Source organism: Halorubrum sp. SD612, assembly GCF_002135005.1.
This window is the reverse complement of sequence record NZ_NEWI01000007.1, coordinates 1-25,243: the sequence shown is the minus strand read 5'-3', so window position 1 is coordinate 25,243 and position 25,243 is coordinate 1. Positions and strand designations below refer to the sequence as shown.

Annotated in this window: 28 protein-coding genes and 2 pseudogenes; 17 read left to right on the top strand and 13 right to left on the bottom strand. The window is 69.8% G+C overall.

Annotation, left to right across the window (positions count from 1 at the left end; all coding sequences use genetic code 11):
- Window positions 1-31 precede the first annotated feature (31 nt).
- On the bottom strand, window positions 32-244 hold the full coding sequence (locus B9G38_RS01715; protein WP_049931028.1) for a hypothetical protein: 213 nt from the start codon (window positions 242-244) through the stop codon (window positions 32-34).
- A 203-nt stretch (window positions 245-447) separates the two neighbouring features.
- Here B9G38_RS01715 and B9G38_RS01710 point away from each other — a divergent pair, with 203 nt between their 5' ends.
- Both B9G38_RS01710 and B9G38_RS01705 read left to right on the top strand, forming a co-directional pair.
- Window positions 448-1,356, top strand: coding sequence for an ADP-ribosylglycohydrolase family protein (locus tag B9G38_RS01710; RefSeq protein WP_086219268.1), 909 nt, complete (start codon window positions 448-450; stop codon window positions 1,354-1,356).
- Window positions 1,357-1,542: 186 nt separating this feature from the next.
- Window positions 1,543-3,423 (top strand): annotated as a pseudogene (locus B9G38_RS01705) (cation:proton antiporter).
- A gap of 40 nt (window positions 3,424-3,463) precedes the next feature.
- Here B9G38_RS01705 and B9G38_RS01700 read toward each other — a convergent pair.
- From B9G38_RS01700 to B9G38_RS01690, 3 genes are all read right to left on the bottom strand, one after another.
- Window positions 3,464-4,198 carry a CBS domain-containing protein gene (locus B9G38_RS01700; RefSeq protein ID WP_086219267.1) on the bottom strand — a complete coding sequence of 245 codons (735 nt, stop codon included), beginning with the start codon at window positions 4,196-4,198 and terminating at the stop codon, window positions 3,464-3,466.
- Between the two features lie 62 nt (window positions 4,199-4,260).
- Complete coding sequence (locus B9G38_RS01695; protein WP_086219266.1) at window positions 4,261-4,869, bottom strand: TetR/AcrR family transcriptional regulator; 609 nt, start codon at window positions 4,867-4,869, stop codon at window positions 4,261-4,263.
- A gap of 2 nt (window positions 4,870-4,871) precedes the next feature.
- Window positions 4,872-5,324 (bottom strand): zinc ribbon domain-containing protein, encoded by a 453-nt coding sequence (locus tag B9G38_RS01690; protein WP_086219265.1) that lies wholly within the window; start codon window positions 5,322-5,324, stop codon window positions 4,872-4,874.
- A gap of 240 nt (window positions 5,325-5,564) precedes the next feature.
- Here B9G38_RS01690 and B9G38_RS01685 point away from each other — a divergent pair, with 240 nt between their 5' ends.
- Together B9G38_RS01685 and B9G38_RS18475 are read left to right on the top strand one after the other, a co-directional pair.
- A complete protein-coding gene (locus tag B9G38_RS01685) occupies window positions 5,565-5,888 on the top strand; it encodes a HalOD1 output domain-containing protein (protein WP_086219264.1) in 324 nt (107 codons plus the stop codon).
- 173 nt (window positions 5,889-6,061) lie between these two features.
- Window positions 6,062-6,181 (top strand): annotated as a pseudogene (locus tag B9G38_RS18475) (short chain dehydrogenase); the annotation flags it as partial.
- An 82-nt stretch (window positions 6,182-6,263) separates the two neighbouring features.
- Here B9G38_RS18475 and B9G38_RS01680 read toward each other — a convergent pair.
- Window positions 6,264-7,004, bottom strand: coding sequence for a molybdopterin-binding protein (locus tag B9G38_RS01680; protein ID WP_086216452.1), 741 nt, complete (start codon window positions 7,002-7,004; stop codon window positions 6,264-6,266).
- 115 nt (window positions 7,005-7,119) lie between these two features.
- Here B9G38_RS01680 and B9G38_RS01675 point away from each other — a divergent pair, with 115 nt between their 5' ends.
- Window positions 7,120-8,103 carry a hypothetical protein gene (locus tag B9G38_RS01675; RefSeq protein WP_086219263.1) on the top strand — a complete coding sequence of 328 codons (984 nt, stop codon included), beginning with the start codon at window positions 7,120-7,122 and terminating at the stop codon, window positions 8,101-8,103.
- 210 nt (window positions 8,104-8,313) lie between these two features.
- Here the strand turns inward: B9G38_RS01675 and B9G38_RS01670 are convergent, their stop codons facing one another.
- From B9G38_RS01670 to B9G38_RS01655, 4 genes are all read right to left on the bottom strand, one after another.
- Window positions 8,314-9,486: a tubulin/FtsZ family protein gene (locus tag B9G38_RS01670; protein ID WP_080508569.1), complete on the bottom strand. Its 1,173-nt coding sequence runs from the start codon at window positions 9,484-9,486 to the stop codon at window positions 8,314-8,316.
- A gap of 121 nt (window positions 9,487-9,607) precedes the next feature.
- Window positions 9,608-9,976: a hypothetical protein gene (locus B9G38_RS01665; RefSeq protein ID WP_086219262.1), complete on the bottom strand. Its 369-nt coding sequence runs from the start codon at window positions 9,974-9,976 to the stop codon at window positions 9,608-9,610.
- Window positions 9,977-9,978: 2 nt separating this feature from the next.
- Window positions 9,979-10,740, bottom strand: a complete 762-nt coding sequence (locus B9G38_RS01660) for a Rho termination factor N-terminal domain-containing protein (protein WP_086219261.1) — start codon at window positions 10,738-10,740, stop codon at window positions 9,979-9,981.
- A gap of 3 nt (window positions 10,741-10,743) precedes the next feature.
- Complete coding sequence (locus B9G38_RS01655; RefSeq protein WP_080508566.1) at window positions 10,744-10,920, bottom strand: zf-TFIIB domain-containing protein; 177 nt, start codon at window positions 10,918-10,920, stop codon at window positions 10,744-10,746.
- Window positions 10,921-11,007: 87 nt separating this feature from the next.
- Between B9G38_RS01655 and B9G38_RS01650 the strand changes: the two genes are divergently transcribed.
- The 4 genes from B9G38_RS01650 (at window position 11,008) to B9G38_RS01635 (ending at window position 15,955) form a co-directional block, all read left to right on the top strand.
- Complete coding sequence (locus B9G38_RS01650; RefSeq protein ID WP_049931007.1) at window positions 11,008-11,898, top strand: hypothetical protein; 891 nt, start codon at window positions 11,008-11,010, stop codon at window positions 11,896-11,898.
- Between the two features lie 51 nt (window positions 11,899-11,949).
- Window positions 11,950-12,975 carry a cell division protein FtsA gene (locus B9G38_RS01645; RefSeq protein ID WP_049931005.1) on the top strand — a complete coding sequence of 342 codons (1,026 nt, stop codon included), beginning with the start codon at window positions 11,950-11,952 and terminating at the stop codon, window positions 12,973-12,975.
- Between the two features lie 155 nt (window positions 12,976-13,130).
- Window positions 13,131-15,584 carry a penicillin acylase family protein gene (locus B9G38_RS01640; RefSeq protein ID WP_086219260.1) on the top strand — a complete coding sequence of 818 codons (2,454 nt, stop codon included), beginning with the start codon at window positions 13,131-13,133 and terminating at the stop codon, window positions 15,582-15,584.
- On the top strand, window positions 15,581-15,955 hold the full coding sequence (locus tag B9G38_RS01635) for a hypothetical protein (protein ID WP_394334820.1): 375 nt from the start codon (window positions 15,581-15,583) through the stop codon (window positions 15,953-15,955). Before B9G38_RS01640 ends, B9G38_RS01635 begins: the two co-directional genes overlap by 4 nt.
- Before the next feature lies 1 nt (window position 15,956).
- Here the strand turns inward: B9G38_RS01635 and B9G38_RS01630 are convergent, their stop codons facing one another.
- Window positions 15,957-16,322, bottom strand: a complete 366-nt coding sequence (locus tag B9G38_RS01630; RefSeq protein WP_049930998.1) for a cupin domain-containing protein — start codon at window positions 16,320-16,322, stop codon at window positions 15,957-15,959.
- A gap of 131 nt (window positions 16,323-16,453) precedes the next feature.
- Between B9G38_RS01630 and B9G38_RS01625 the strand changes: the two genes are divergently transcribed.
- From B9G38_RS01625 to B9G38_RS01600, 6 genes are all read left to right on the top strand, one after another.
- Window positions 16,454-17,314, top strand: coding sequence for a hypothetical protein (locus B9G38_RS01625; RefSeq protein WP_086216458.1), 861 nt, complete (start codon window positions 16,454-16,456; stop codon window positions 17,312-17,314).
- Window positions 17,315-17,402: 88 nt separating this feature from the next.
- Window positions 17,403-18,431 carry a VOC family protein gene (locus B9G38_RS01620; protein WP_086216459.1) on the top strand — a complete coding sequence of 343 codons (1,029 nt, stop codon included), beginning with the start codon at window positions 17,403-17,405 and terminating at the stop codon, window positions 18,429-18,431.
- Window positions 18,432-18,523: 92 nt separating this feature from the next.
- The gene (locus B9G38_RS01615) at window positions 18,524-19,381 is read left to right on the top strand and encodes a TatD family hydrolase (protein WP_049930995.1); all 858 of its coding nucleotides are present in this window, start codon (window positions 18,524-18,526) and stop codon (window positions 19,379-19,381) included.
- Window positions 19,382-19,466: 85 nt separating this feature from the next.
- Window positions 19,467-20,048 (top strand): DUF2150 family protein, encoded by a 582-nt coding sequence (locus B9G38_RS01610; protein ID WP_049930992.1) that lies wholly within the window; start codon window positions 19,467-19,469, stop codon window positions 20,046-20,048.
- Window positions 20,049-20,414: 366 nt separating this feature from the next.
- On the top strand, window positions 20,415-21,125 hold the full coding sequence (locus tag B9G38_RS01605; RefSeq protein ID WP_086219259.1) for a trans-aconitate 2-methyltransferase: 711 nt from the start codon (window positions 20,415-20,417) through the stop codon (window positions 21,123-21,125).
- Between the two features lie 60 nt (window positions 21,126-21,185).
- The gene (locus B9G38_RS01600) at window positions 21,186-21,668 is read left to right on the top strand and encodes a DUF456 domain-containing protein (RefSeq protein ID WP_049930989.1); all 483 of its coding nucleotides are present in this window, start codon (window positions 21,186-21,188) and stop codon (window positions 21,666-21,668) included.
- A 24-nt stretch (window positions 21,669-21,692) separates the two neighbouring features.
- On the opposite strand, the gene B9G38_RS01595 is transcribed toward B9G38_RS01600, so the two are convergent.
- The 3 genes from B9G38_RS01595 to B9G38_RS01585 all read right to left on the bottom strand — a co-directional run bounded on the left by B9G38_RS01595 (window position 21,693) and on the right by B9G38_RS01585 (window position 23,771).
- Window positions 21,693-22,502: a DUF63 family protein gene (locus tag B9G38_RS01595; RefSeq protein WP_049930986.1), complete on the bottom strand. Its 810-nt coding sequence runs from the start codon at window positions 22,500-22,502 to the stop codon at window positions 21,693-21,695.
- The gene (locus B9G38_RS01590) at window positions 22,502-22,951 is read right to left on the bottom strand and encodes a universal stress protein (protein WP_049930984.1); all 450 of its coding nucleotides are present in this window, start codon (window positions 22,949-22,951) and stop codon (window positions 22,502-22,504) included. Before B9G38_RS01590 ends, B9G38_RS01595 begins: the two co-directional genes overlap by 1 nt.
- 70 nt (window positions 22,952-23,021) lie before the next feature.
- On the bottom strand, window positions 23,022-23,771 hold the full coding sequence (locus B9G38_RS01585; protein ID WP_086216462.1) for a DUF547 domain-containing protein: 750 nt from the start codon (window positions 23,769-23,771) through the stop codon (window positions 23,022-23,024).
- 101 nt (window positions 23,772-23,872) lie between these two features.
- Here B9G38_RS01585 and B9G38_RS01580 point away from each other — a divergent pair, with 101 nt between their 5' ends.
- Window positions 23,873-24,391, top strand: coding sequence for a peroxiredoxin (locus B9G38_RS01580; protein ID WP_086216463.1), 519 nt, complete (start codon window positions 23,873-23,875; stop codon window positions 24,389-24,391).
- Window positions 24,392-24,394: 3 nt separating this feature from the next.
- A partial coding sequence (locus tag B9G38_RS01575; protein ID WP_086219258.1) for a prenyltransferase occupies window positions 24,395-25,243 on the top strand: 849 nt, incomplete at its 3' end.

Genomic DNA, 25,243 nt, shown 5'->3' with positions numbered 1-25,243 from the left:
ATTCACTGTGCGTCGGAGAATCCGTAGGCTTTCACTCTCTGAACTCCACCGTGTAGCCGTTGTCGCGGAGCGCCTCGACGAGTTCGTCTCCGCGCTCGATCGTGAACTCGTGGAACGAGTTGTCCGGGCTGTCCGCCGAGTACAGCTCCGAGTCGATGTTGTCCGGGACCTCGTTCTGATGGGTGTCCTCCTGGACGACGACCGGCTGACTGGGAACCCGGGTAGAACTGCTTTCCTCTGTCATTTGAACATATCTTGTTACAGGTGTTCGGATATTTGAATTTCGATCCGGGTTCGGATCGGGACCGGCGTCCCCACGAACGAATACGGCCGGGTCGGTGCCGACGGCGGACGGGTCGACCAGAACCGTCGACTGCGAGAGCGAGAGCTGCCGGAGCCGGTGCGCGTCACCCGACACTTTTCGTGGGGGCTCGTGTCGTGTGACGTATGGACGTTGATCGGGCCCGCGGTGTCCTCTGTGGGATCGCCTGTGGAGACGCGCTCGGTCGGCCGGTCGAGTTCATGTCCGCGTCCGGGATCCGTACCGGTCACGGGCGACTCGACGAGATGGTCGGCCACGGAACGTGGAACCAGCCCGCCGGGACGATCACGGACGACACCGAGCAGGCGCTGTGTATCGCGCGGAGCCTCGTCGAGCGGGGGGAGTTCGATCCGGCGGACATCGCGGAGCGGTTCGTCGCGTGGTACGACAGCGACCCGTTCGACATCGGCCGGATGACGATGAAGTCGTTGAGCCGACTCAAGCACGGCGGCGAGTGGGACGAGGCGGGCCGGCACGTCTGGGAACACAGCCCGGAGGGGCAGAACGCCGGGAACGGGAGCGTGATGCGGTGCGCGCCGCTCGCAGTTCCGTACGCGGCGGACCGAGAGCGACTCGTCGAGGTGAGCCGGGATTCGTCGCGGATCACGCACGCCGATCCGCGGTGTACGTACGGGTGCGGGATCCTGAACCTCACGGTGGCTGGGCTCCTCGACGACGCGGACGCGCCGTTACGGGATGCGCTCGACTACGTGGGAACGGACGCACCCGCTGAACTCGTCACGGCGCTTCGGCCGCTCGCTCGGGGAGACTCGCTCGACGACCCGGAGACGTCGGGCTACGTCGTTCATTCGCTACGGACGGCACTCCACGACGGGCTGTCCGCCGAGAGCGCCGAGGAGGCAATCGTGACCGCGGTCAATCGCGGCGGAGACGCCGATACGATCGGGGCGATCGCGGGTGCGGTCGCGGGTGCGCGGTTCGGCGCATCGACGCTTCCCGATCGGTGGCTCGGCGCCGTCGGCGAGGCTGACGAACTCGAACGGATAGCGGACCGGCTCGTGGAGACGGCGTAATCCCTCTCTTGGCGTTCGACAGGGACGGACGGTGAACCGGCGGCTCACACGTCGCCAGCGGAACGGAACGTCCGGGGGCAGGTCGTCGCGCAACGGGCGGCGAATCGGCGCCGAGTCGGCGGCCGAGGGACGCACCAACTGACTTATAATCCAGCAAAAAGTGAGTCAGGGCACGGAGGACCGAGTGTGTCACAGGAGTTTCTGATCCCGCTCGTCGCCGGCATCATCGGACTCGGCGTCCTCGCGCAGATCCTCGCCGCTCGGCTCCGCGTCCCGAGTATCATCTTCTTTCTGCTCGTCGGAGTGACGATCGGTCGACCGGGACTCGGGATCGTGACGAGCGAGAGCTTCGGCGACTCGCTCCCGGCGATCGTCGGGCTCGCGGTCGCGATCATCGTCTTCGAGGGGGCGTTCCACCTCGAGTTCGAGCGCATTCGGCAGGCGCCCCGGGCGGCGGTCCGACTCGTCACGGTCGGGGCCGGCATCGCACTGGTCGGGACCGCGGTGGCCGTCCGAGTCCTCGAAGGGCTCCCGTGAGAGCTCTCGTTCGTGATCGGGGCGCTGCTCGTCGCCACCGGCCCGACGGTCATCTCCCCGATCCTCGAGGTGGTCCCCGTCCGCGATCAGGTCGCAGCCGTCCTGGAGACGGAGGGGATCGTCAACGACGTGACGGCGGCGATCACGGCGGTCGTGCTCTTCGAGACGGTGAACCCGACTGTCGCGGGCGAGGGACTGATTCAGGGGTTCGCGCTCCGCCTCGGAGAGGGGCTGCTCGTCGGCCTCATCGTCGCGGGCATCCTCTACTACCTGCTCCGGTACGTCGACCTGTCGCCCGGGGCCGCGCCGCGGAACGCACGGCTGCTCGCCCTCGCCGGCGCGCTCGCCGCGTACGCGGGGGCGAACCAGCTGGCGAGCGAGGCCGGCGTCGCCGCCGCCGCCACCGCCGGACTGGCGCTCGGGAACGTGGACATCCCATACAAGGAGGAGATAACCGACTTCAAGGGCGACATCACGCTGCTCGTGCTGGCGTTCGTGTTCATCGCGCTTGCCGCGCAGCTCCCCCCCGCGGCGATATTCGACGTGGGGCTCGCGGGGCTCGGCGTGGTCGTCGTGGTCGCGGTGGTGATCCGGCCGCTGCTCGTGTTCGTCTCGACCGTCGGCGACCGGTTCACCTTCTCCGAGCGGCTGTTCATCAGCGCGATCGGGCCGCGCGGGATCATCCCCGCGTCGGTCGCGACGCTGTTCGCCACCGAGCTTCGGGCGGCCGCCACGGAGCTCAACGACCCCGCGCTGGCGCAGCAGGCGGACCTGCTGATCGGGACGGTGTTCCTCGTCATCTTCGTGACCGCCCTCGTCCAGGGCGGGCTGGCGCGGTACATCGCGCAGTACCTCAACGTGATACCCATGAGAGTCATCATCGTCGGTGGCGGACAGGTGGGCCGCGCGCTCGCCGAGCGCCTCGAAGACCGCGGCGAAAACGTCGTCATCATCGAGGAAGATGAGGCGACGGTCGAATCGCTCCGCAACGACGGCTTCGCCGCCGTGATCGGCGACGGGACGGACACGGAGGTGTTGCGCAAGTCCGGCGCGGAGAACGCCAAGATCCTCGTCGCGGCCACCGGAGACGACGACACGAACCTGCTCGTCGCGCAGCTCTCGAAGACGAACTTCGGCGTCGAGAAGATCCTCGCGAAGGCGAACAACTCCGACAACGTCGACGCGTTCGAAGACCTAGGCGTGAGTACGATCTCGGCCGCGATGTCGGCCGCGTGGGCCATCGACAATCAGATCGAGCGACCGGACCTCGCCCACTGGATGACCGACATCGGGGAGACCGGCGACGTCCAACAGATCGAGGTCACCAACGAGGAACTGATCGGTAAGGCCGTCCGCGAGGTGGGTCCGATGCTCCCCGACGGCTGCCTCATCGCCGTTCTCAGCGACGGCGACAGCGAGTCGGTCGCGGTGCCGAGCGCGGACACGGTGGTAAACCGCGGCGACCACGTCACGCTGCTCGGTCGACGCGAGGCCGTCCGAGAGGGAATGGAGTTGGTTCAGCCCGACTGAGCCGGGCTGGGAGACGATGCGCCTCCGCGCTCGGCGAGACTCACACCGAAGAGAAGTACGACTGGCCGAACCGGAGGAGGTCGCGGTCGAACTCCTCCGGGTCGTCGACCCGGAAGTGAAAGAGTCGGTTCCGCATGTCGCCGATTTCGAGCACGAGCTCGCGGATCACGTCCTGCTGGTCGTCGAAGATCGGCTCGAACTCCGCCCAGTGGATGGAGATGAACTGGGCGTAGTGCGCGTAGCTACAGTGGTCGACTGACGCCGGCGTCGGCAGCGGGTGGTCCTCGTCGAACGTCGCGGCCAGCTCGTCTGACAGCGCGTCGCCGAACGCCCGCGCGAGGAGCTCGCGAAGCCGCATCTCGATCGACTCGATCAGCAGGAACGGTTCGAGCATCCGCTTCAGCCGCGTCAGGAGGTCGTAGTCGGTCAGGATCTGCCACGCCTCGCCCCCGTCGACGACGATGTACGTGTGCTCCGCGAGCGCGTCGAACACCGCGAGGACGGTCTCGTCCTCGCTGACCGTGTGCGCGTCCTCGACGGCCGCCCCGACCGATATCTTGTCCAGCGTCTTGTGGCCCACGTCCAGCTGGTGGAACGCGAGCAGCGTCCGGACGACGGATCGGTAGGTGACAATCCCGACGAGCTCGCCGTCGCGTTCGACGCCGACCTGCGTGTAGTCGTTCTCGAACATCCGGCGGAGGGCCGTTTCGAGCTCGAGGTCGTACTGGACGGTCCGGAGTCGGTTGTCGATCGGGAGGTCTGCGATAGTGTACATGATGCTGTCGTGTCGTCGCGGGGAGAGCTACGCGTCTCCGCGCGGTCGTGTCACCGCTCCGCTCACCGGTGACGCCGGAGTTCGGAGTCGATGTACGAGGCGAGCGAGACCCGGGTCGCCGCCGCGGCGCTCTCGCGGTCGGTCGTCGCGCGGGCGTACATCGCGCCGTTGACAGTCGCCAAGACGTGCTCCGCGACCCGCGACGGGTCGACGTCGCGGAACGTCCCCTCGTCGATGCCGCGCTCGACGATGTCCCGGATGGCGGCCGCCAACCGGTCGTCGATCCGCGTGAACTGCTCGCGGAACACCTCGTTCGTCACGGCCTGCGACCGGAGCTCGACCAAGACGGCCTGGAGCTGGCGCTGCTCCTCGTCCGGTTGGAGCGGCAGGAGCTTCTCGATGACGTGTTCGAGGTCGGCCGTCGGCTCGTCGCCGGTCTCGGTCGCGACGGTCGCTTCGAACCTGTCGACGGCGAACTCGAGAAACGTTGCCAGGAGCTCGTCTTTGGCGTCGTAGTGGTAGTAGATGGCGGCCTTGGACTTGCCGAGTTCGGCGGCGATCCGCGAGATCGACAGCCCGGCGTAGCCGTGTTCGAGCAGCGCTCGGTAGGTCGCCTCCATGATCTCCGCTTCGGCGGCGCTCCAGTCCCGCTCGGGTGCGTCGGCGGCCATCGTCACTCGTCTCCCCGCTCGTCGACCCGTCCGGTGCCGGCGTCGTCGACGGCTTCGAACTCGGTCGTACACCAGTGACAGAACCCGATGTCCGGGTCGACAGGCTTCCCGCAGGCGGGACAGGCCGGCGATTCGTCCGCCTCCGTCGCTCTCGCCGCATCGCTCGCCCGAGCGTCGTCGGACCGACGCTCGGCGTTCGCGACGAGGTACGCGTCGAGGACGCTGATACCGGTGACGAGGACGAGCGGGAGCAGCGAGAACGGGTCCACGAGCGTCCCCGAACTCACGGCGGACAGTGTCGATTCGGGGACGAACAGGACCGTCGCGGCGAAGCTGGCCGAGAGCCACCCGAGGGCGCGGACCCAACGCCGGAGGTACAGGTGGCCGAGCCCGGTGGCCAACGTCCCCAACAGGGCGGCGAGCAGCGGATTCTTTCGGAGCGAAACGCGTGCCATATCAAATACTGAACGTTCGGTAGGTAAAGGTGCTTCGTCCGCGTCTCTGGGTGTGTGCCGAGAGCGCTTTCCGCGGTCTCGAAGTCGTCTACCTGCCAGAAGTCCCGTCATACGGCGCTAGAGGCGGCTTCCGAACACCGACGGGGAGTCGCCCCCTTCGACGCCAAACGCGGACGAAAGGTTGATACTTACCGAACGTTCAGTAGAAGTTACGGGCGAACCGACGCCCGCGTTCGACCAATGACCCGCAACCCCCGATCCGCCGACGAATCGACGAAACTGTGGCACGACCGCCAGCTCGCTCACTGGGACGAGTCGGCCCTCTACGAGGCCGTCACCGAGGCCGTCTCGAACGCCACCGGGACGGCCCGCTCAACGGTCGCGTCCCGGTACGACCGCGCGCACGCGGCGGCCCTCAGCCGACTGTTCGGCGAGGGCGACGGGGAGGCGACGCCCTCGACCGGGGTGGTCAAGTTCGTTCTCTCGGAGTGTGTCGTCTCGGTCCACAGCAGCGGACGGATCTCGGCCAGCCCCGCCGACGAGACGCCCGCCGCGGACGGCTGAGACGTCGCGGAGCAGCCGTGGCACCGAGTCGCTCGCGCCAATACGCTCTTTTCGCTGGTCACCCACCGGTCCGGACGGGCGACCGGAGGCGATGGTCGGCCGTTACCGCTCGACGCTGTCGGTCCCTGTTCCTGAAGGGATTTGAGGCGCCGGCGGGACCGAGACATCGAATCGTGAGCGGAGTCGGCGGAAAGACGGCGCCGGTCACCGGTGCGGGCTCGGGCATCGGCCGCGCCTCGGCGCTGCGCTTCGCCGAGGAGGCGGCGAGCGTCATGGTGGCGGACATCGCGGCGACCGAGAGGCCTGACCGACTCCGTCGACGGCGGACAGCCCGCGGACTGAGTCGTCTCGCCCGCGTTGCCCGCGTCGCCCGCGTCACCAGTCGCGAGACACCGGCGTCTCGCTCGCGTCGACGTTCGACAGCAGCCACGCCGCGGCCGCCGAGAGCGCGTCGTCGTCGGTGGCGGTCACCTTCAGCCGGTTGTGGTCCGCCTCGCGGTCGGGGTAACAGCCGACGGCGACATCGAACCGGTCCATCGCCTCCCGCAGCGCGGGCACGATGTTCGACTCCGGTTCGACGGTGTACAGGAACCGGGAGCGGCGGTCCCCGGCGAACTCGTCGGCGACCGTCTCGAAGGTCGCCTTCAGCTCGTCCGGGATGCCGGGCAGGACGTAGACGTTCTCGACCACGCAGCCGGGCGCGAGCCCCGCGTCGGTCACCAGCGGGCGGCTCCCCTCGGGGACCGCCGCTTCGGCCTCGACGTCGACGTCGAACTCGCGGTCGGGGACCCGCTCGCGGATCGCCGCAAGCCGGCGCTCGACGGACTCGCGCGTGAGGTCGGTGACGGCCATTTCGCGGTCGAACGCGTCCGCGACCGCCTCCACCGTCACGTCGTCGGGGGTGCTGCCGATGCCGCCGGTGACGATTACGGCGTCGAAGTCCGCGGCGTACTCCCGGACTCGGTCGGCGATCTCCCCCCTGTCGTCGGGGATCGAGAGGATCCGTGCCACGGCGACGCCGCGCTCGCTCAGTTCGGCGGCGAGCCAGTTGGCGTTCGTGTTCACCGTGTCGCCCGAGAGCAGTTCGTCACCCACCGTGATCAGCGCGACCTCCATCAGCATCTCGTACGGTCGGGCGACGGATGTAGGTTACCCGCACCTGAAGGCGCCGCGGTAAGTCCCGACGGAAGCCACCAGAAGGGCTAACTACGCGATCCGTGTACCTCGACGCATGGCCCTCCACGCAGTCGAAAACGTCGAGGAAGCGCTCGGTGTCACTCGAGCGTTTCTGACGCCCGTCACCGTGCGCCGCTGGCTGAAGCTCGCGGTCGTCGTGTTCTTCGTCGGCGGTGGCGTGAGCTTCCCGACGACACAGTTCAGCACGTCGGCTCCGACGGGAGAGGTTTCTCCCGGCGAAATTCCCTCCGGGCTCCCGGTCGAGCTGCTGACGCTCGCAGCCGCGGTCGTCGCCGTCGGCCTCCTGCTCCTCGGGCTGTTCGGCCTGGTCGGAGCGGTCATGGAGTTCGTGCTGATCGAGTCGCTCCGCACCGGCGAGGTGTCGCTCCGACGCCACTGGCGCCGACGCTGGCGGCAGGGGATCCGCCTGTTCGGGTTCCGAGTCGCGATCGGACTCCCGATGCTCGCGCTGTTCGGCGGCTGGGTCGCACTGCTCGCCGTTCCCGTCCTGACCGGGCGCGACCCCGCGCGCTCCGCCACGGTGTTCCTCGTCGGGCTCCCGGTGCTGGCTCTCATCAGCGCCGGGTACGCGTTGGTCTCGGAGTTCACGACCGCGTTCGTCGTGCCGCTCATGATTCAGTCGGACTCGGGCGTCGTCGCGGCGTGGCGTCGCCTCTGGCCGTCGGTCAGGGCGGCGTGGAAACAGTACCTGGCGTACGTCGCGGTCGCGTTCCTGTTGACGGTCGCCACCGGGGTCGTCGTCTCGATCGCGGTCGCGCTCGTCGCGTTCGCGCTCCTGGTCCCCGTCCTCGTCGCGGTCGCGATCGTACACGCGACCGTCTCGGTGACGTCGCCGCTCGGACTCGCCCTCCTCGTCCCGCTCGCGGTGCTGTTCGGCGTCGCGTTGCTCGTCGTCGGGACGCTCTCACAGGTCCCCGTCGTGACGTACCTCCGGTATTACGCGCTGCTCGTGCTCGGCGACATCGAGGAGTCGTTCGACATCCTCGCCGACGGGCGGCCGTCGACCGAGTATCGGTGACGAGGTCGCTCTCCCGGCACCGAGCGTCGAGCGACTCCGCTTCGGGGCCGCTCGCATGCGAGAGCCCCGGGTCGGTGGAACGGATCGAGCACTTCGCCGACCGCGTCCGCGTGATCGCCGCCGCGCGTGCGTCTCACGCTCTCGGGCCGGGTGCCGGGGCGGGCCCCGCCCGAGGCGCCTCGGAGGACGGCTCCGAGTAGGCGATGACGGTCAGAACAGCGACTCCAGCTCCCCGTCGCTATCCATCAGCTCGGTGAAGCGGTCCTCGCTCTCGTCAGTGATCTCGCCCAGATTCTGTTGCGCCTCGACCGCGACCTGCTGAAGCTCCTTCACTCGCGGGACGTTCGTCACGCCGCCGAGCAGGACGAGCCCCGCGACGGTTCCCTCGCCGCGTCGCGGGTAGTCGCCGCCGCGGACCTCCATCGACCCGGTCTGTTCCTCGAGCCACTTGCGACCGTGCTCGATGCCCTTCCGGTTGAGATACTCCGGCGGCCCGGCGACGACGAGCAGCGCCCGCTCCGTCCCGCTCACCTCACACGGCAGAGTGAGCCGACCGAGCGTCGCCTTCCGGACGAGGCTCGTGATCCGATTGGTGGCCTCCGTGCTGTCGATCCCCTCGTTCGAATCGTTGCCGAACCGCGAGAGCAACCCCGACCGCTTCGGTTCGTCGACCTCGACGTCGGCGTACCCCAGCGACGAGATGCCGCCGCCCTTGAGCGTGTTGATGATCTCGGAGGAGTCGACCACGCTCTCGGCGACGTCGCTCCCCTCGGTGATTTCGCCGGCGCTGAAGAGCACGCCGAACCGCTGGACCAACTCCCTGTTGATCGCGTCGAACCCTTCTCCGACGGACTCGCCCGAACTGCGCCACGCGTCGTTGTCGAACAGCATGAGGTTGTCCACCTCGTCGACGAACGTCTTGAGCGAGCGGGCGGCGTTCAGCGTGTAGATCCCGCCCTCGTCGCTGCCGGGGAGGATGCCGAGCCCGTAGACGGGTTCGGTGTAGATCCGTTTGAGGTTCTTCGCGATCACGGGTGCGCCACCCGATCCCGTCCCGCCGCCCAGCCCCGCAACGACGAGGAACGCGTCGATCTCGTGGACCGGCACCGAGTCGAGCGCCCCCTGGATCTCGTCGATGTCCTCCTCGGCCACTTCCGCGCCCAGTTCGTTGTCCGCGCCCACCCCGTGGCCCTTGACCCGCGATTGCCCGATCAGGATCCGGCGGTCCTCCGGAAGGCGGTCGATCCCGTTGAGGTCCGCCTTCGCCGTGTTGACGGCGATCGCTCCCCGAACGATGTCTGCGCCCGTCTGTGCGTCGTAGGCCAGGAACTCGTCGACTACCTTCCCACCTGCCTGTCCGACCCCGATCAATGCGAGTTTCACGTGAACACACCGCATGTATCTACGCGGGTCGGACTGATAAAGGTTAGAAGCCGCCTCAGCGTAGCGTGAACGACTGCTTCCCCGGTACAGGAAGCCGCGGTGTTCACAGGCGGGAGTGGCGTCACGAGTCGTCGTCCGCGGACGCGTCGGAGTCGCGCCGTTCGGTCGACGGATCGGCACCGGCGCTCGGACCGTCGGCAGGAGTCGCCCCGGTGTCGTCGTCGCCGCCTTCGTTACGAGCCTGCTTGAGTGCGTCGACGGCGCTGTCCGTCGATTCGACCCGGGTTTCGGTCACGCCGCTCGGATCGAGTTTCGGCTCCGCTGCGGCCTCGGTGTCAGTTTCGCCGGCGGCCGAGCCGTCGGTCTCGTCGGCGGCCGGGGTATCGACCTCGGCGTTCGCGTGTGGGTCCCCGTCTCCGTCGGCGTCGGCGTCGCCGTCGCCGTCGCCGCCGAGGCCGAGCCACGATCTGAGTGTGTCAAGCAGTCGCATCGTTAGTAGTGTTTAAACAGGGCCGCGCGAACGTCGTCTTTGGTGCGCGCGGTCTCGACGCTCCCGTCCGGCAGTTCGACCTCGTAGCGGGCGTCGCCGTCGGCCGAGTCCCACTTGTCGCTGTGCGTTTCGAGCAGGCTCAACATCGCGTTGAGCTGACCGTCGTCTCCGGCTTGGTCGTCAGCGTCGGACTCGGCGGCGGTATCGCTCTCGTCGCCGCCGTCCTCGGCGTTGTCGTGGTCCGCTTCGGGACTACCGTCGTCGTCGTCGTGGTCCGCTTCGGAACCGCCCTCGGCGGAGTCGGTGTCTGCTCCGGAGCCACCGTCGTGGTCGGCGTCGGGTAGCTCGACGTCGACCGGCGCGAACGGGGCCGTGTAGCGCCGTTCGGCGACGTCGAGGATCGCCGTCACGAGCTCTCCCTTGGTCATGCTGCTGCGGCCCGAGACGTCGTACTCCGCAGCGATGCTGTACAGGTCCATCGGGTCGTCCGGGTTTGCGTCGCTGTGGCGGCGATTACGCTCGCGAAGCCGCGCTTCGAGCCGCTCCCGCGGAAACCCGCCGTCGTCGTCGTCGGCCTCCGATCGGTTGGTATCGACCGCCGCCCGGCGGTCGGGGTCGTCGACGGCGTCGGCGAGGTCGAGGAGGTAGGCCACGGTGTCGGGCAGTGTGACCGAGGTGTATCTGTCGGCGTGCGCGTCGGTGAGCGCTTCGCGCAGCGCGGCGATGCGGTCGCGTTGGTCGTCGGTGATGTCGATCGATGGCATGGGTCAGGACTCCTCGTGGAACCGCCGGAGCGCGTCGTCCCAGCTCTCGACGACCGTTCGATCGCCGGAGTGATCGGCCTCGACGCCGACGTAGCCGCACGCCTCGCACGCGAGCGCCTCGACGCCCGCCAGCGTGAACGCGGTCAGGCTGTCGCCACACCGTGGACAGTCCGGCTCCACTGTTGATCAGTTGAACCTCAGTCGCGGAGTTGTTAAGGACTAGGGTCGGGGGGAACAATGATTACAGTCGGGGCGGAACGCTCCCGTATGAGCGAGGCGACCGACTCGAACCAACTCCTCCGGTACTACCGACGATACATCGGCGACCCCGACCGGACCGTCGACGTGTACGCCGGGTTCGGCCTCTTCTTCGTCGGACTGGTCGCGGGTGCCGTCAGCGTCGTGGTGTTCCTCTACAGCGCGACGTTGCCGGCGGCCTCGTCGTCCTCGTACGCGATCCGCGAGGTCGCCGGCGTCGCCAGCGCGGTCGGATTCCCGGCGCTGCTGCTCGGAATCGTTGTCCTGCTGCCGGTCGACAAGCGGATGCTGTACGTCGCCGCCGCGGGCTCGGTGATCGACCTCGTCGCGGTCGGCCTCTTCGTGTGGGCCTACCCGCAGGACTGGAACGTGACCGTGCCGCCGGACTACAGCGCGCAGGTCATCGCCCTCTACAGCGTCGGTATCGCGCTCGTGGTCGCCGCGACCGGCGCGGCCCTCGTCGCCCACCGGGTCGAGCGCGCGGTCGACGAGACGGGCGAGGCCGAGGCGACCGAAGCGGACGCGGAGGAGACGGAGACCGTCAGCGACGAGCAGGTACGGTCCGACATCGACAGCGCGCTCGACGACGCGGAGCTCTCCTGGGGCGGCGTCAGCCGCACGGAGACGCGACGGCTGAACCTCGACACGAGCGCCATCGACGACATCGACAGCGAGAATCTGCCGGACTCCGGGATCGAGACCCGGACCAGCGACGGCAACGTCTCCGACGCGGTCTCACAGCTACAGGGCCTCCAGGGCGGGGAGGTCGAGACCGCGAGCGGCGAGGGGACCGACGACCAGGCGGCCGCGCTCCGGGAGCTCCGCGAACAGCAGCGCGAGGAGGAGGAGACCGATGCGACCGGCGAGGGGCTCATCGACCGGATCCGCGGGCTGTTCTAAGCATCCTGTCTTCCTACGAAAACTTATGTGGATTCGCTTTGAGGTTAGCGTATGGCCAAGGGACTTGACGTTGGCACGATGAATATTCTCTCTGCGCGTCAGGAAGGCGCAGAAACCGTCTTCGTGCAACAGCGGAACTCGTTCGTCGAGATCGAGTACAGCGACATGGCCGAGCAGATGCTCTCCCGGAGCGAGGTCCTCCACATCCGAAAAGACGATCAGGTGTACGTCGTCGGGGACGACGCCCTCAACTTCGCGAACATCTTCAACCAAGAGACCCGTCGCCCGATGCAACACGGGATCCTCTCGAGCGACGAGTCCTCGGCGATCCCGATGATCAAGCTCATCACGGAGCAGGTCGTCGGCGAGCCGTCGCGGCACAACGAGCGGCTCTACTACTCCAGTCCGGCCGACCCCATCGACTCGGACCTCTCGACGCTGTATCACGAGAAAACGCTGGAGTCGATGCTCGGCGACATGGGGTACGACCCGGAGCCGATCAACGAGGGCATGGCGGTCATCTACTCCGAGCTGGCCGACAACAACTTCACCGGGCTGGGGATCAGCTTCGGCGCGGGGATGACCAACGTCTGTCTGGCGTACTACGCGGTTCCGGTCATGAAGTTCTCTATCGCCCGCGGCGGCGACTGGGTCGACGAGCAGACCGCGCAGGCGACCGGGACGCCGGTCGACAAGGTGACCTCGATTAAAGAGGACGACTTCGAGCTGGACTTCCGGACAGACGTGGGGGGCGTCGAGGGGGCGCTCGCCATCTACTACGAGAACCTGCTCGACTACGTGATAGAGAACATCACCAGCGAGGTCGACGAGGAGGACATCGAGGAGGGCCTCGACGTTCCGGTCGTCGTCACGGGCGGGACCTCGAGCCCCAACGGCTTCGAAGATCTGTTCGCCGACCACCTCGAAGACGCGAACATCCCGTTCTCCATCAGCGGCGTCCACTCGCCGGACGAGCCGATGTACAGCGTCGCCAGCGGGGCCCTCGTGGCCGCCCGCTCCGAAGAGGAAGAGGAAGCCGAAGAACAGGAGGTCGAAGAGCCCGCCGCCGAGGAGTAGCGCCGCCGCGGCTTTTTTTACGCGTGTCCGAGAGCGCGCAGACTGGAGTCCGCGCGTACTGACGGCTTCGCCGTCGTGCACTGCTCACGCTCGGATACGTGAACCTCCCCGATCCGATCCAAATTATAATGAGGAATCGGGTCGTCGGTCGTGAGGTGACACGCGACACCACGCGCCGCGCGGTCCTCGCGAGCGTCCTCGCGGCCGGCAGCGCCGGACTGGCGGCGAGCGACGCGGCCGACCTCCTCGACTCGTTCGCCCCGCTGTCGGGCGAGGCGTGGGACGCCGCGGACCGGTCCCTCCCGGAGACCGTCGAGAGCCCGCACGGGGCGGCGACGGTCGCCCGCGACGAGTTCGGCGTCCCGCAGATCGAGGCGGACGAGGAGCCCGCGGCGTACTTCGCGGTCGGCTACTGTCAGGCGTTCGACCGGCTGTTCGCGATGGATCTCCAGCGGCGGGTGATGCGCGGCCGGCTCTCGGAGGTGATCGGGGAGGCGACGCTCGACAGCGACGAGTTCAACGTCGCGATGGGGTTCGCCGACGCCGCCGCGGCCACGTGGGACGCGGTCGCCGAGACGCGCGCCGGGCCCCTCGTCGAGGCGTTCGCAGACGGCGTCAACGCCGCGATTGAGGACCTACCGCTCCCGCTGGAGTTCGAGCTGATCGGCTACGAGCCCGAGCCGTGGACCCCCGTCGACTCGATGCTGATGGAAAAGCAGACCTCGTGGACGCTCACGGGGAGCTTCGCCGAACTACGGCGCGCGCTCGTCGCCGACCGCCTCGGATCCGAGCGCGCCGAGACGCTGTTTCCGACGCGGTACGACCACGACGACCCGATCCTCGACGGGACCGAGACGCGGCTCTCCGAGGGGAGGGGCGCCGAGAGCCTTCGCGGGGCGGGCGAGCGCGCGCCGAACCTAGAGGCGACCTCGAACGTTGAGGGCGGCGCCGACCCCGTCGACCCCGAACTGACCGACTGGCTCTCCGGCTTCGAGTCGCCGACGGGGGTCGGCTCGAACAGCTGGGTCGTCTCCGGAGAGCACGCCGCGAGCGGGAGCCCGATCGTCGCGTACGACCCGCACCTCTCGCTTCAGGCGCCCCCGCTGTGGTACGAGCAGTCGGTCGACACCCCCGAGCGGTCGGTGCGGGGCGCGACGTTCTCGGGCGTCCCGTTCGTCATCGCGGGCGCGAACGACCGCGGCACGTGGTCGTTCACCAACCTCGGCGCCGACGTGCTGGACTGCTACCGGTACGATATCGACGAGGCGGGCGACCGCTACGAGTACGACGGGGAGTGGCGCCCCTTCGAAGTCGACGAGCGCGAGACGATCCCGGTCGCCGGGGGCGAGGACCGGGAGGTCCGGGTGCGGCGAACCGTCCACGGCCCCCTGATCGAACGCGAGGATCAGACGGTCGGCGTCGCGTGGACCGGCCACACCGCGACGCGCACCACCGTCGCCATCGAGGCGTACGGACGCAGCGAGGGGATCGACGACCTGCTCGACGCGACGCGCAACTTCGATCTCCCCACGCAGAACCTCGTGTACGCCGACGCCGACGGCCGCACGCTCTACTTCGCGACCGGGAAACTCCCGATCCGCCGCACCGACGGCGAGGTCGTCGACGGCGACCGGGTGTTCGACGGCTCCGCCGGCGAGGGGGAGTGGGCGGGGTTCGAGCCGTTCGGTGAGTCGTCGTGGGAGGGGTTCGTCCCCTTTGCGGAGAAGCCGCACGCGATCGACCCCGACGCGCTGTCGACCGCCAACCAGCGCCCGATCGACGACCCGATCCACTACGTCGGCGTCGACTACGCGACCCCGTACCGCGGCGCCCGGATCGCCGACCGTCTCGAGGGGACGATCGACGGGGGGGAGGGGTCGACCGACCCCGACTTCCACCGCGCCCTCCAGAACGACGTGCGCGACGGGCGCAGCCCGGAACTCGTCCCCGAACTGGTCGCCGCGGTCCGCGACCGCGACGACCCCGATCCGCCGCTCGTCGACGCCGCGGACGCCCTCGACGAGTGGAACTACCGAATGCGACGGGACTCCCGGGCCGCGCTGCTGTTCGCCCGGTACCTGCCGAAGTTCCGCGAGCGCGTCTTCGAGCCCGCCTTCTCCGACGGCGGCCTCGGCGAGTCCTACTACCCGAGCGACTGGACGCTCGCGCGGCTCCCCGACGACGACCCACTGTTCGAGGGGCGCTCGCGCGGCGACCTCGCGGCCGCGGCCCTCCGCGACGCGCTCGACGAGATCGGCGAGGAGGGTTGGGAGACGTACGGCGACTACAACACCACGCGGGCGATGACCCACCCCCTCGGCGGCGAGGCGGCGTTCCTGAACTACGACGAACTGTCCGCTGACGGCTCGCCCGCGACGGTGAAGAACTACCGCGTCGAGTCCGCGGTCGGGTCGAGCTGGCGGATGGTGGTGCGCCCGGGGACCGACGCGACCGCGGTCCTCCCGGGCGGGAACTCCGGGGACTACTTCTCGGAACACTACGACGACCAGCTCCGGCGCTGGCTGGGTAACGACCAGCGCCCGATGCCGCTCGGCGCGGGCGGCGAACCGGCGGTTCGGTTCGAGCCCCCGACGGAGGGGTCGCAGTGAGCGACGCGCCGTCCCCGAACGACGCGCCGGCCCCCGACGACTCCTTGCCCCTCCTCGGACGCGTCCGGACGGAGCCGCGCTCTCACGCGGTCGCGCTCGTCGCCGCGCTGGGAGTCGGCGTCGCGCTCGCGACGGTCCACTGGCTCGGGCTGATCGCCGCCGGCGCGCTCGCGTCGCTCGTCGCGCCGACGGTCCGGCGGGGCGTCGCGTACGCGCTCGGTGCGGGTATCGTCGCGCTCGCGGCGTTCGCGGTCGGTCTCGGTTCCGCGGCCGCCGCGGTGCCGGGGATGCGTCCGGTCGTCTACCTCACGGTCGGCGCGGGACTGGCGCTCCCCCTGTTCGGGTCGCTCGCGCGCGCCGTCGTCTCGTGACTCAGTCCAGCCGCTCCACGTCGGTCACGGTCTCGTCGGTCTCGACGTCGCCCGTGTTGCGCGTCTCGGTGGGTTCGAACAGCAGGATCTCGGCCTCCGGCTCGGCGACGGGGCGGTGGTCCGTCCCGCGCGGGACGACCGTGAGCTCGCCTTCCTCCAGCACGACATTGTCCGCCTCGCGGAACTCGATCCGGAGCCGCCCGGAGTGAACGAAGAACAGCTCGTCGGCGTCCGCGTGGCTGTGCCAGACGAACTCGCCGTCCGCCTTCGCGAGCTTGACCGCCTGTCCGTTGAGTTCGCCCGCGAGCCGCGGGGACCACGTCTCCTCGAACGAGCCGAACGCCTCGGCGAGGGCCACCTTCTCCATACCGCCGATCGGCGGCGGAGCGGGAAAGTCGCTGTCCCCGGCCCGAGAGCTATATACCCCTCCGGAGCCGTCCGATGTGGCGGATACGTCTCATATAAGCGTTTATGGGAGGTGTCGCCGTGCCGCGACACATGGCAGCGATTCACGCGGACGAGGGGAGCGATCCGATCCGGGCGGCGCGGGCCGCGCTCCGCGTCGAGCGGCGCCGGGTCGTCGACGAGCGCGAGGCGTTCCGGGCGTTCCGGAGCCGCGTGTCGTCGATTCCGGGCGAGAGCGGGGGCACCGGTCCCGCGGACGCCTCCGCGCCCGGCGGGTTCGCCGGCGTCGCCGACGCGATGCGCAGTGCGGTCGGCGACGGGGCGGGCGGTCGCGGCGACGCGGCCGCGGCCCCCGGCTCTCGGCTCGTTACGGTCAGGGACGCGTATCGCGCCACGGTGATGTCGGTCCCGCACTACGCCGAGGAGTACGACGACACCTACGAGCGGAGCGTCGCCGAGGAGTTCGGCCCCGAGCTGGCGTACGCGCTCACCCGGACGGACTGCTTCCGCGAGGAGTACAAGCGGTCGGTGCTGAGCGCCGCCGAGACCGCGGTCCAGGAGCGCGAGGCGTTCCTCGACGCCGTGGAGTCGGAGCTGGAGTCGATCGATCGCGCGGCGTCCCGCCTCGACCCGATCCGGTCCGAGATCGCGGCGATCGACGATGAACTCGGCGACGAGGGGGACGACGCGGCGGCCGGGTTCGGCGCGCTCGACGCCTGCCGGACCCGGACCGCGGCACTCCGCGACGACTGCGACCGGATCGCCGCGCGCCGCCAGCGCGTGCTCGCCGAACACACGCGCCGGCTCGCGCTCGACGGCGACCTCGACCTCCCGGGGTACTGCTACCAGGACCTCGACGTCACGTATCCGGTGTTGGCGGCGGTCGGCGCCGTGGGCGACCGGCTCGAGGCGCTCAGAGAGCGGATCGAGCGGGCGATGGCGCTGGCTCGGTGACCGGTCGCCCCGCCGGCTCACCGCCGCCGGGACCCGGTAACATCCGTGTCCGCGCCGATTCAAGTCGGTCCGGGACCTACGGGGTAACATGACCGACGGACCCGACTCGACAGACGGCGAAACCGGCGACGGCCCCGCGCCGACGCCCGGAATCCACCACGTGACCTGCGTGGCCGGCGACCCGCAGCGGAACCTCGACTTCTGGGCCGAGACGCTCGGCCTCCGGCTCGTGAAGCGCTCGATCAATCAGGACGACCCCGGGACGTACCACTTCTTCTACGGCGACGCGGAGGGGACGCCCGGCACTAGCATGACCTTCTTCCCGTGGACGGAGCTCCCGGAGGGCGAGGTCGGCGCCGGTCAGGTCTCGCGCACCGCGTTCCGGGTGCCCGAGGGGAGCCTCGACTACTGGGAGGACCGGTTCGACGAGCGCGGCGTCGACTACGACGCCCGCGAGGAGCGGTTCGGCGAGGCGGTCCTCCCCTTCCGCGACCCCGACGGGCTCCCCGTCGAGCTGGTCGCGGTCGAGGTTCCCGACGACGATCCGACGACGGCGTGGACCGCGTTCGTCCCCGAGTCGGCCGCGATCCGCGGGTTCCACTCCGTGACGCTGTGGCTCGGCGACGCCGAGCGGACCGAACGGCTCCTCCGGACGATGGGGCTGACGGCGGCCGAGACGGAGGCGGACGACGCGGCCGGGAACGAGCGGACTCGCTTCGCGGCTGGCGGCCCGGTCGGGAAGTACGTCGACGTCGTCGAGACGGACCGACAGGGGAGCTCCGGCCGCGGCACGGTCCACCACGTCGCGTTCCAGACACCGACCGACGCCGACCAGTCCGGGATGCGCGACGCGGTCGCGTCGATGGGGCTGCGCCCAACTCAGCAGATCGACCGCCACTGGTTCCGCTCGGTCTACTTCCGGGAGTTCGCGGGCGTCCTCTTCGAGCTCGCCACCGCCGACCCCGGCTACGCGAGCGACGAGCCGCTCGACGCGCTCGGCGAGCGGCTGGTGTTGCCCGGGGAGTTCGAGGGGCGGCGCGAGGCCATCGAGGCCGAGCTCCCCGCCGTGACCGTCCCCCGGCCCGACGGGAAGTTCGCGGCGAACCGCGCTGACTGAGCGGGCGCGGCGAGTCCGTCGCCCTCTCGGTCCCCGTGCCCCCGATCGCCGCGGACCGATCCTTCTAATCGCGCGCGGCCGAACGGTCGCCCATGAGCGAGGACCTCGGCACGCCGGTGTTGGACGACCACCTCCACCTCGACCCCCGACACGGCCGCGGGATCGAGGCCGTCGAGGAGTTCGTCCGGCTCGGCGGCACCCACCTGCTCGTGGTGAACAAGCCCTCGTGGCTGCTGGGCGTCGAGCCGGACGAGCCGGACGACTTCCGGGCCGTCTTCGAGGAGACGCTGGAGACGGTCGCGGCCGCGACGGAGGTCTTACCAGGGCGCGCGTGGCCCGTCCTCGGCGTCCACCCCGGGCTGATCAGCCGGCTCGTCGACGAGCGCGACTTCTCCCCCGAGGCGGCCCGCGACCTCATGCGGGGCGGGCTGGAGGTCGCGAGCGAGTACGTCGCGGAGGGCGACGCGCTCGCGTTGAAGTCCGGCCGCCCACACTACGACGTGAGCGACGCGGTCTGGGAGGCGTCGAACGCGGTCACGCGGCGGGCGTTCGAACTCGGCGCGGAGGTCGACTGCGCGGTCCAGCTCCACACCGAGGCCACGGAGGACCTGACCGACCTCGCCGCAGTCGCCGAGGAGTCGGGGCTGGACCCGTCGCGCGTCGTCAAACACTACGCCGCGGGCGAACTCGCCGGCGTCACGCCGAGCGTGATGAGCGACAAGGATCGCCTGGAGCGCGCGGCCGAGGCGGGCGAGCCGTTCCTGATGGAGACCGACTTCGTCGACGACCCGGACCGTCCGGGCATGGTCCTCGGGCCGAAGACCGTCCCGCGCCGGGTGCGCTGGCTGCTGGAGGCGGGACACGACGAGGCGGTCCGCCGGGCGCACGTCGAGACTCCCCGGGCCGTGTACGGGATCGACACCGAAGCGACGCTGGAACGCGAGTCCTGAATCCGAGGATTCACGCGAGTGAGACGGTCTCTCGGGCGGCGATCGATAGGAAAGGCATTTGAGTTGGCCGGGCGACGTACGGGACATGACCGACGACGACGCCGTTGAAACGTTCTATACCGACGAACGCTGGCAGAACTGGCTCGACAGGCTGGCCGAAGAGGAGATCGACCCCGAGAACGAGGACTCCGCGCGACTCCTCCTGAACCTTCAGGACGACGCCGCGATCGCCGTGGTGAAGGTGCTGGCCGCGTTCGACGAGGACCGCATCGACGAGGACCGCGCCGTCGAGGAGGTCCGCGACATCCGCGACATCGTCCTCGCCGACGTCGAGTTCGACGACGAGGACAAGGTGATGCTGATCGACGGCGTCCAGACCTCGCTCGTCCCCGTCTTCTACGCGGCCGAGGAGTATCTCGTCGGCGGCGTCGTCGACGGCGACGTGAGCGAGTTCGTCCGCGCGGCCGCCGAGGCCGAGGAGGGCGACGACCTCGACGCCGCGCTCGGCTACGTCGTTCAGGCCGGGACGCGCGTCATCGACGGCGAGACGCTCGACATCGAACTCGTCGAGGACTTGGAGTACGGCCTCGTCTCCGAGTGGGTCAACGGGCTCGACTCCCTCCAGTCGGCCATCGAGGACCCGGAAGTCGTCGAGGAAGAGGACTGACGGCGTCGAACCGGACCGGAATCGACGGCGTCAGAACGGGTTTACGCACACTTCTGCGGGCCACGCGGATCGGGCCAGAACACTGCCCGAACGGGCTGTAACTGTTCGGAGAGGGTCGCCCTCGTTCGAACGGGCGTCGACGCGTGGTCGGACAGTGGTTTCGACGGGTTCTACGGACGAGTCCGACGGAACGCGGCTACGGGACCCCAAAATATAATTCTTTCCGTCTCGAAATAGTAAGCAAACAGTAAAGTAAATATTTTTGGTAAGTTTTTTGCTCGTCGATTCCTTTTCTATTCTCGGACTGAGGCCGAAACAACCGACCGAAAGGTCGGGGAACGCCAAAAATATCACTTCCACGAAACGATGACCGAGACCCAATACGCGGGGACTATCGACTGGGGCGAGTACTGGGACGGAGCCGATGAGGCGGTGCGCGAGGACACGGGGCCGAGCGCGGACCTCGTCGCGGAGCCGTTCGTCGAGTTTCTGGACGCCAATTTCCGCGACGGCCCGGACGCGTACGCCGATGTCGGATGCGGGCCCGGCGACCTCGCGTTCGAGGTCGCGGAGCGCTACCCGGACACGACCGTCGTCGGGTACGACGCCGCCGAGGCGGTCCTCGCGGCGAACCGCGAACGCGCACGCGAAGCTGACCGCGAGGTCGCCTTCGAGCGGGCGGTCCTTCCGGAGTTCGACCTTGACCGCCGGTTCGACGTGGTCTCCTGTCTGTTCACGCTGTGTTACGTGGCGGACATCGCACGGGCGATAGAACGCCTCTACGGCGCGGTGGAACCCGGTGGGTGTCTCGTCTTCAACTACCACAACCGGCTCGCGCGGGCCCATTACAACCGGATCGCGGAAGCGCCGCACGAACACCTCGGCGAGGACGCCGTGTGGGACCCCGAGCGCTTCACCGATCGGTTCGAACTCGTTCTCGCGGGCGAGAACTTGCTTTCGTACGAACGCATCCACGAGGTGTTGGGGACGTGGCCGCAGAGCGTGTTCTCGTTGGCCGACGACGCCGAGCCGTACGCCGCCCACCGGTACGAACCCCTCGTGTACGTCCCGAAGTGACGGGACCCGAGACGGTGCGACGGTAGACGCGTTTTTGAACGCGCGACGCGTCTGCCTCGTATGGTCTCTCCCGCGGCCGGACTTGCGATCGCGCTGCTCGTCGTCTGGACGGCCAGCGCCTTCGCTCCGTTCGTGCCCAGCGGCGTCCTCGCGGCGCTGACCGTCCTCGCTTACGCGTACACCACCGGCTTCGCCGAGCCGGGGCTCGCCGTCCTGGTCGCGCTCGTCGCCGTCTCGCTGCTCGCCTCCGCCGTCGACCTGCTGTCCGGCATGGTCTCCGGGCGGCTCGGCGGCGCGTCGACCCGGACCGTCGTCGCTGGGACGCTGGTCGGCATCGCGTTGCTGATCCCGCTGGGACCGATCGGACTCGTCGTCGGGCTGGCCGGGACCGTCTTCGTCGTCGCCCTCTACGGGAACGGTGACGACCCCGAGGCGGCCGCCCGGCAGGCGGCGTACGCGGCCGTCGGCGTCCTCGCCAGCGCGTTCGTCCAAGCCGTCATGCTGGCGAGCGTCGCGGTCGTGTTCGCGCTCGCCGTATGGTGAGGCGTTACGACCCGCAGCCCCCGGTCAGGCGGCGACAGAGAACAACAGCAGGTTGTGCGCCGCGGGGCCGAGCCCCATCGCGGCGACGAACCCGAGGAGGAGGTAGCCCTCTCCCGGAGTCTCCCGGACGTATGCGGCGAACAGCCAGACCACGGCGCTCGCGACCGCGAGCTTCACGAGGAGGAACAGCCACCCGTCGCCGATCACCGGAAGCGAGGGCAGTCCGCCGATCTCTAAGAGGATCCGCGACACCGGCGTGCGCTCGCCGAAGCCGAGCTGCGTCGTCCCGACCGCGGTCGAGACGCCGTCGAGCGCGTGCCCGAACACGGCGAGCGCGCCGACGCCGCCGGTGACCGCGACCTCCGGCCGGAAGCGGGTCAGCCCGAGCCAAGCGCCCCCGGCGATCGGAACGGTGAGCCCGAGCGCGACGGCCGACCAGCGCGCGCCGACGGGGGAGAGTCCGGCCCCGACCGCGGCCGCGACGACGGGGACGAGGAGGGCGACGCCGGTGGTCGCGAGCGTGCCCCCGACCCGTTCGGGACGGGCGGCGTCGGCGGCGAGCCACGCCGCGCCCGCCAGCGACCCGACGGTGAGGTAGACGGTCGGCGAGCCCGCAAGCGGCGCGATCAGGGGCGGGAGCGCGTCGACGACGTAGAGGACGTGCGCGGCGGAGCCGAGCGCCATCCACGGCGCGAGCGCGAGCACCCGGCGACCGGTGACGGCGGGGCGGCGGCGGCGAAGCGCGGCGACGACCCCGCCAGTCGCGAGCAGGACGGCGAGGAGGTGCGGGAGGGGCGGCAGGGTCGTGCCGGCCGGGAGGAGGCCGCCGACCATCAGACGGACAGCACGGGCTGGCTCGCGTACAGGAGGACATATTCTGCCGCCTTCCCCAGCACCTCGCCGGGGTCGCCGGAGACCGGCTCGCGCGGGACCACGATGAAGTCCGACTCCAACTCCTCCGCGGTGTCGAGGACGACGCTTCCCGGGTGGACGGTCTTCACCGACGTGGAGAAGCCGTAGGCGATCGAGTTGCTGTGGGGGACCCCGGCCGTCTCCGCGCGGCGGGCGACGGAGTCGGTGAACGCCTCGGAGTCGTCGGCCACCTCGCTCTCGTCGACCACGCCGTGGTCGATGGCGCGGACGACCTCCTCGTCGAGGACGTACAGCGCGTGGACGCTCGCGTCGTACTCCGCCGCGAGTGCGATGGCGTAATCGACTGCCTCGTGAGACTCCTCGCTGCCGTCGACGGGCACGAGGACGAGGTCGATGTCGAGATCGGTCATACCCGGGTCGTCGGCGGGGGAGGTCAAAAAGCCCGCCCCAACGGCCTCGGCGGCCGCGAGCGAGCGAGAGTCACTCCCCGCCGCGGAACGGCTCCAGTGACGGCGTCCAGTCGTACTCGCGGTAGCGGATCTCGGGCGTCGCGTCCGCGTCGATCACCCCGTACCGCCGGAGCCGCTCTCGGATCCCGCTCCTCCCGCCGAAGTCGCCGCGGTACCACAGCATGAGCCGCGGGACGCGGGCGGTGCCGTCCGCGACGACCGTCTCGCCTCGCAGGTACGTCTCGGCGGCGTGGTCGAGCGCCTCGTCGACGGTCGCCGGGTCGTAGGCGAAGACGGCCGGACAGGCGGTGGCGCCGCAGTTGACCGCGAAGTGGATCCGCGGGTCGGGATCGGCGACGCGGTGCCGGCGGACGAACGCCGAGGGGAACGGGTCCGGCAGGTATCCCAGCCCGTACTTCCACTTCGAGCGGCGTAAGATTCCGTGTTCGATCTCGTCGAGGCTCAGGTCGGCGCCGGCGACGGAGACGACGGACGCGGCGAAGAAGCGGCGCCGGTTCGACAGCCGCGTCGGGTCGTCGAGGAGGGCGTCCCCGGTGGCGGCGTTGTAGACGTTGATCCAGAACGCCAGCTGCTCCGCGGCGTCGAGGGCGTCCAGCGCGGCCGGCGGCAGTGCGTCGAGCCGTCGTCGGGCCGCGTCGACGTCGCCGTCCGTTCGGACGGCCCGGAGGAACTCCCGCGCGGCGTCGACCGGAGCGGGCTCCGCGGCCGCGCCGCTCGCAGCTTCGACGGGCGAGCCGGCGGTCCCGCTCCGTTCGGTCATACTACGTGAACGAGTGTCATTGACCTATATTTGTCCCGGTTCCGCGCGCGGCGCGCCACACCGACTCCCCGTTTATGCGGCGGGAGCGCGTAGCGAGCGCCATGAGCGACACTCGGACGTCCGCCGAGGCGGTCCCCGACTTCGAGTTGCCGAACGCGGGAGCGGGTCCCGACCGATTTTCACTGTCGGCCGCGGCCGCGGACCCCGACACCGACGCGATCGTCCTCCTGTTCCAGCGCGACTACCACTGCGGGAACTGCCGGAAGCAGGTCCGAGCGATCGCCGACCGGTACGACGAGTTCGAGGCACTGAACGCGACGGTCGTCTCCGTGCTCCCCGAGCCGGTGGGCCGAGCGCGGTCGTGGCAGGACTCGTACGACCTCCCGTTCCCGCTGCTCGCCGACCCCGAGACCGACGTGAGCGACGCGTACGACCAGCCCGTGCGGTTCGGGGTCCTCGGCTCGCTCCACGACCTCGTCGGGCGGATGCCGGTGGCGATGATTCTCGACGCTCGCGGCGGCGAACCGGTCGTCGCGTACGCGTACGAGGGTCGGATGCCCGCCGACCGCCCCGAGATCGACGACCTGCTGGCCGAGGTCCGCGGGCTGGGCGACGACTGACCGATGGACCGGCGCGTCCCGGCCGCCCTCTGGCGGCTCTCGCGGCCGTCGCAGGTCGCGCTGATCGGCTTAGTGTACGCGCTCGGCGTCGCGATGGCGTACGGCCGGGGGTACGGCGAGACGGGGGGCGCAGCGCGGCTCGGACTCGGGCTCGCGGCGCTGATACCGGTCGCCGCGAGCGTCCACTACGCTAACGAATACGCCGACGTCGAAACGGACGCGCTCACCGACCGCACCCCGTTCTCGGGCGGGAGCGGCGCGCTGGTCGAGACCGACCTCCCGCGGAGGATCGCGCTGCGCGGTGCGGTCGCCGCCGGCGGGCTCGGCGTGACCCTGACCGGCCTCGGGGTCGCGAGCGAGGCGACCGGGCTCACTGAGGCGGCGCTCCTGCCGCCGACAGCGGCCGCCCTCCTCGCGGGAATCCTCGTCGTCGGCTGGCAGTACTCCGTCGGTCCGCTCCGGCTCGCGTGGAACGGGCTGGGCGCGCCGGCGAACGCGCTCCTCGGCGGCGTCGCGCTCCCGCTGTACGGGTTCGCGGTCGTCGCCGGCGAGGTCACCGCCGCCGCCGCGCTCGCGACGCTTCCGTTCGGCGCCACGGTGTTCGTGAACCTCCTGGAGACGACGTGGCCCGACCGCCGGGCGGACGCCGCGGTCGGGAAGCGGACGCTCGCGACGCGCTGGTCGCCCCGGCGGCTCCGGGCCGCGTACGCGCTCGGGGGCGCGACGGCGGCCGTCGCGACCGTCGCCCTCGTCGGGCGAGCGCTCCCGCCGGTCGTGGCCGCGGCGACGCTGCTCCCGCTCGTCGGGCTTGTCCCCGGCTACCGACGGTTCACGCGGCGCGAGGAGCCGCTG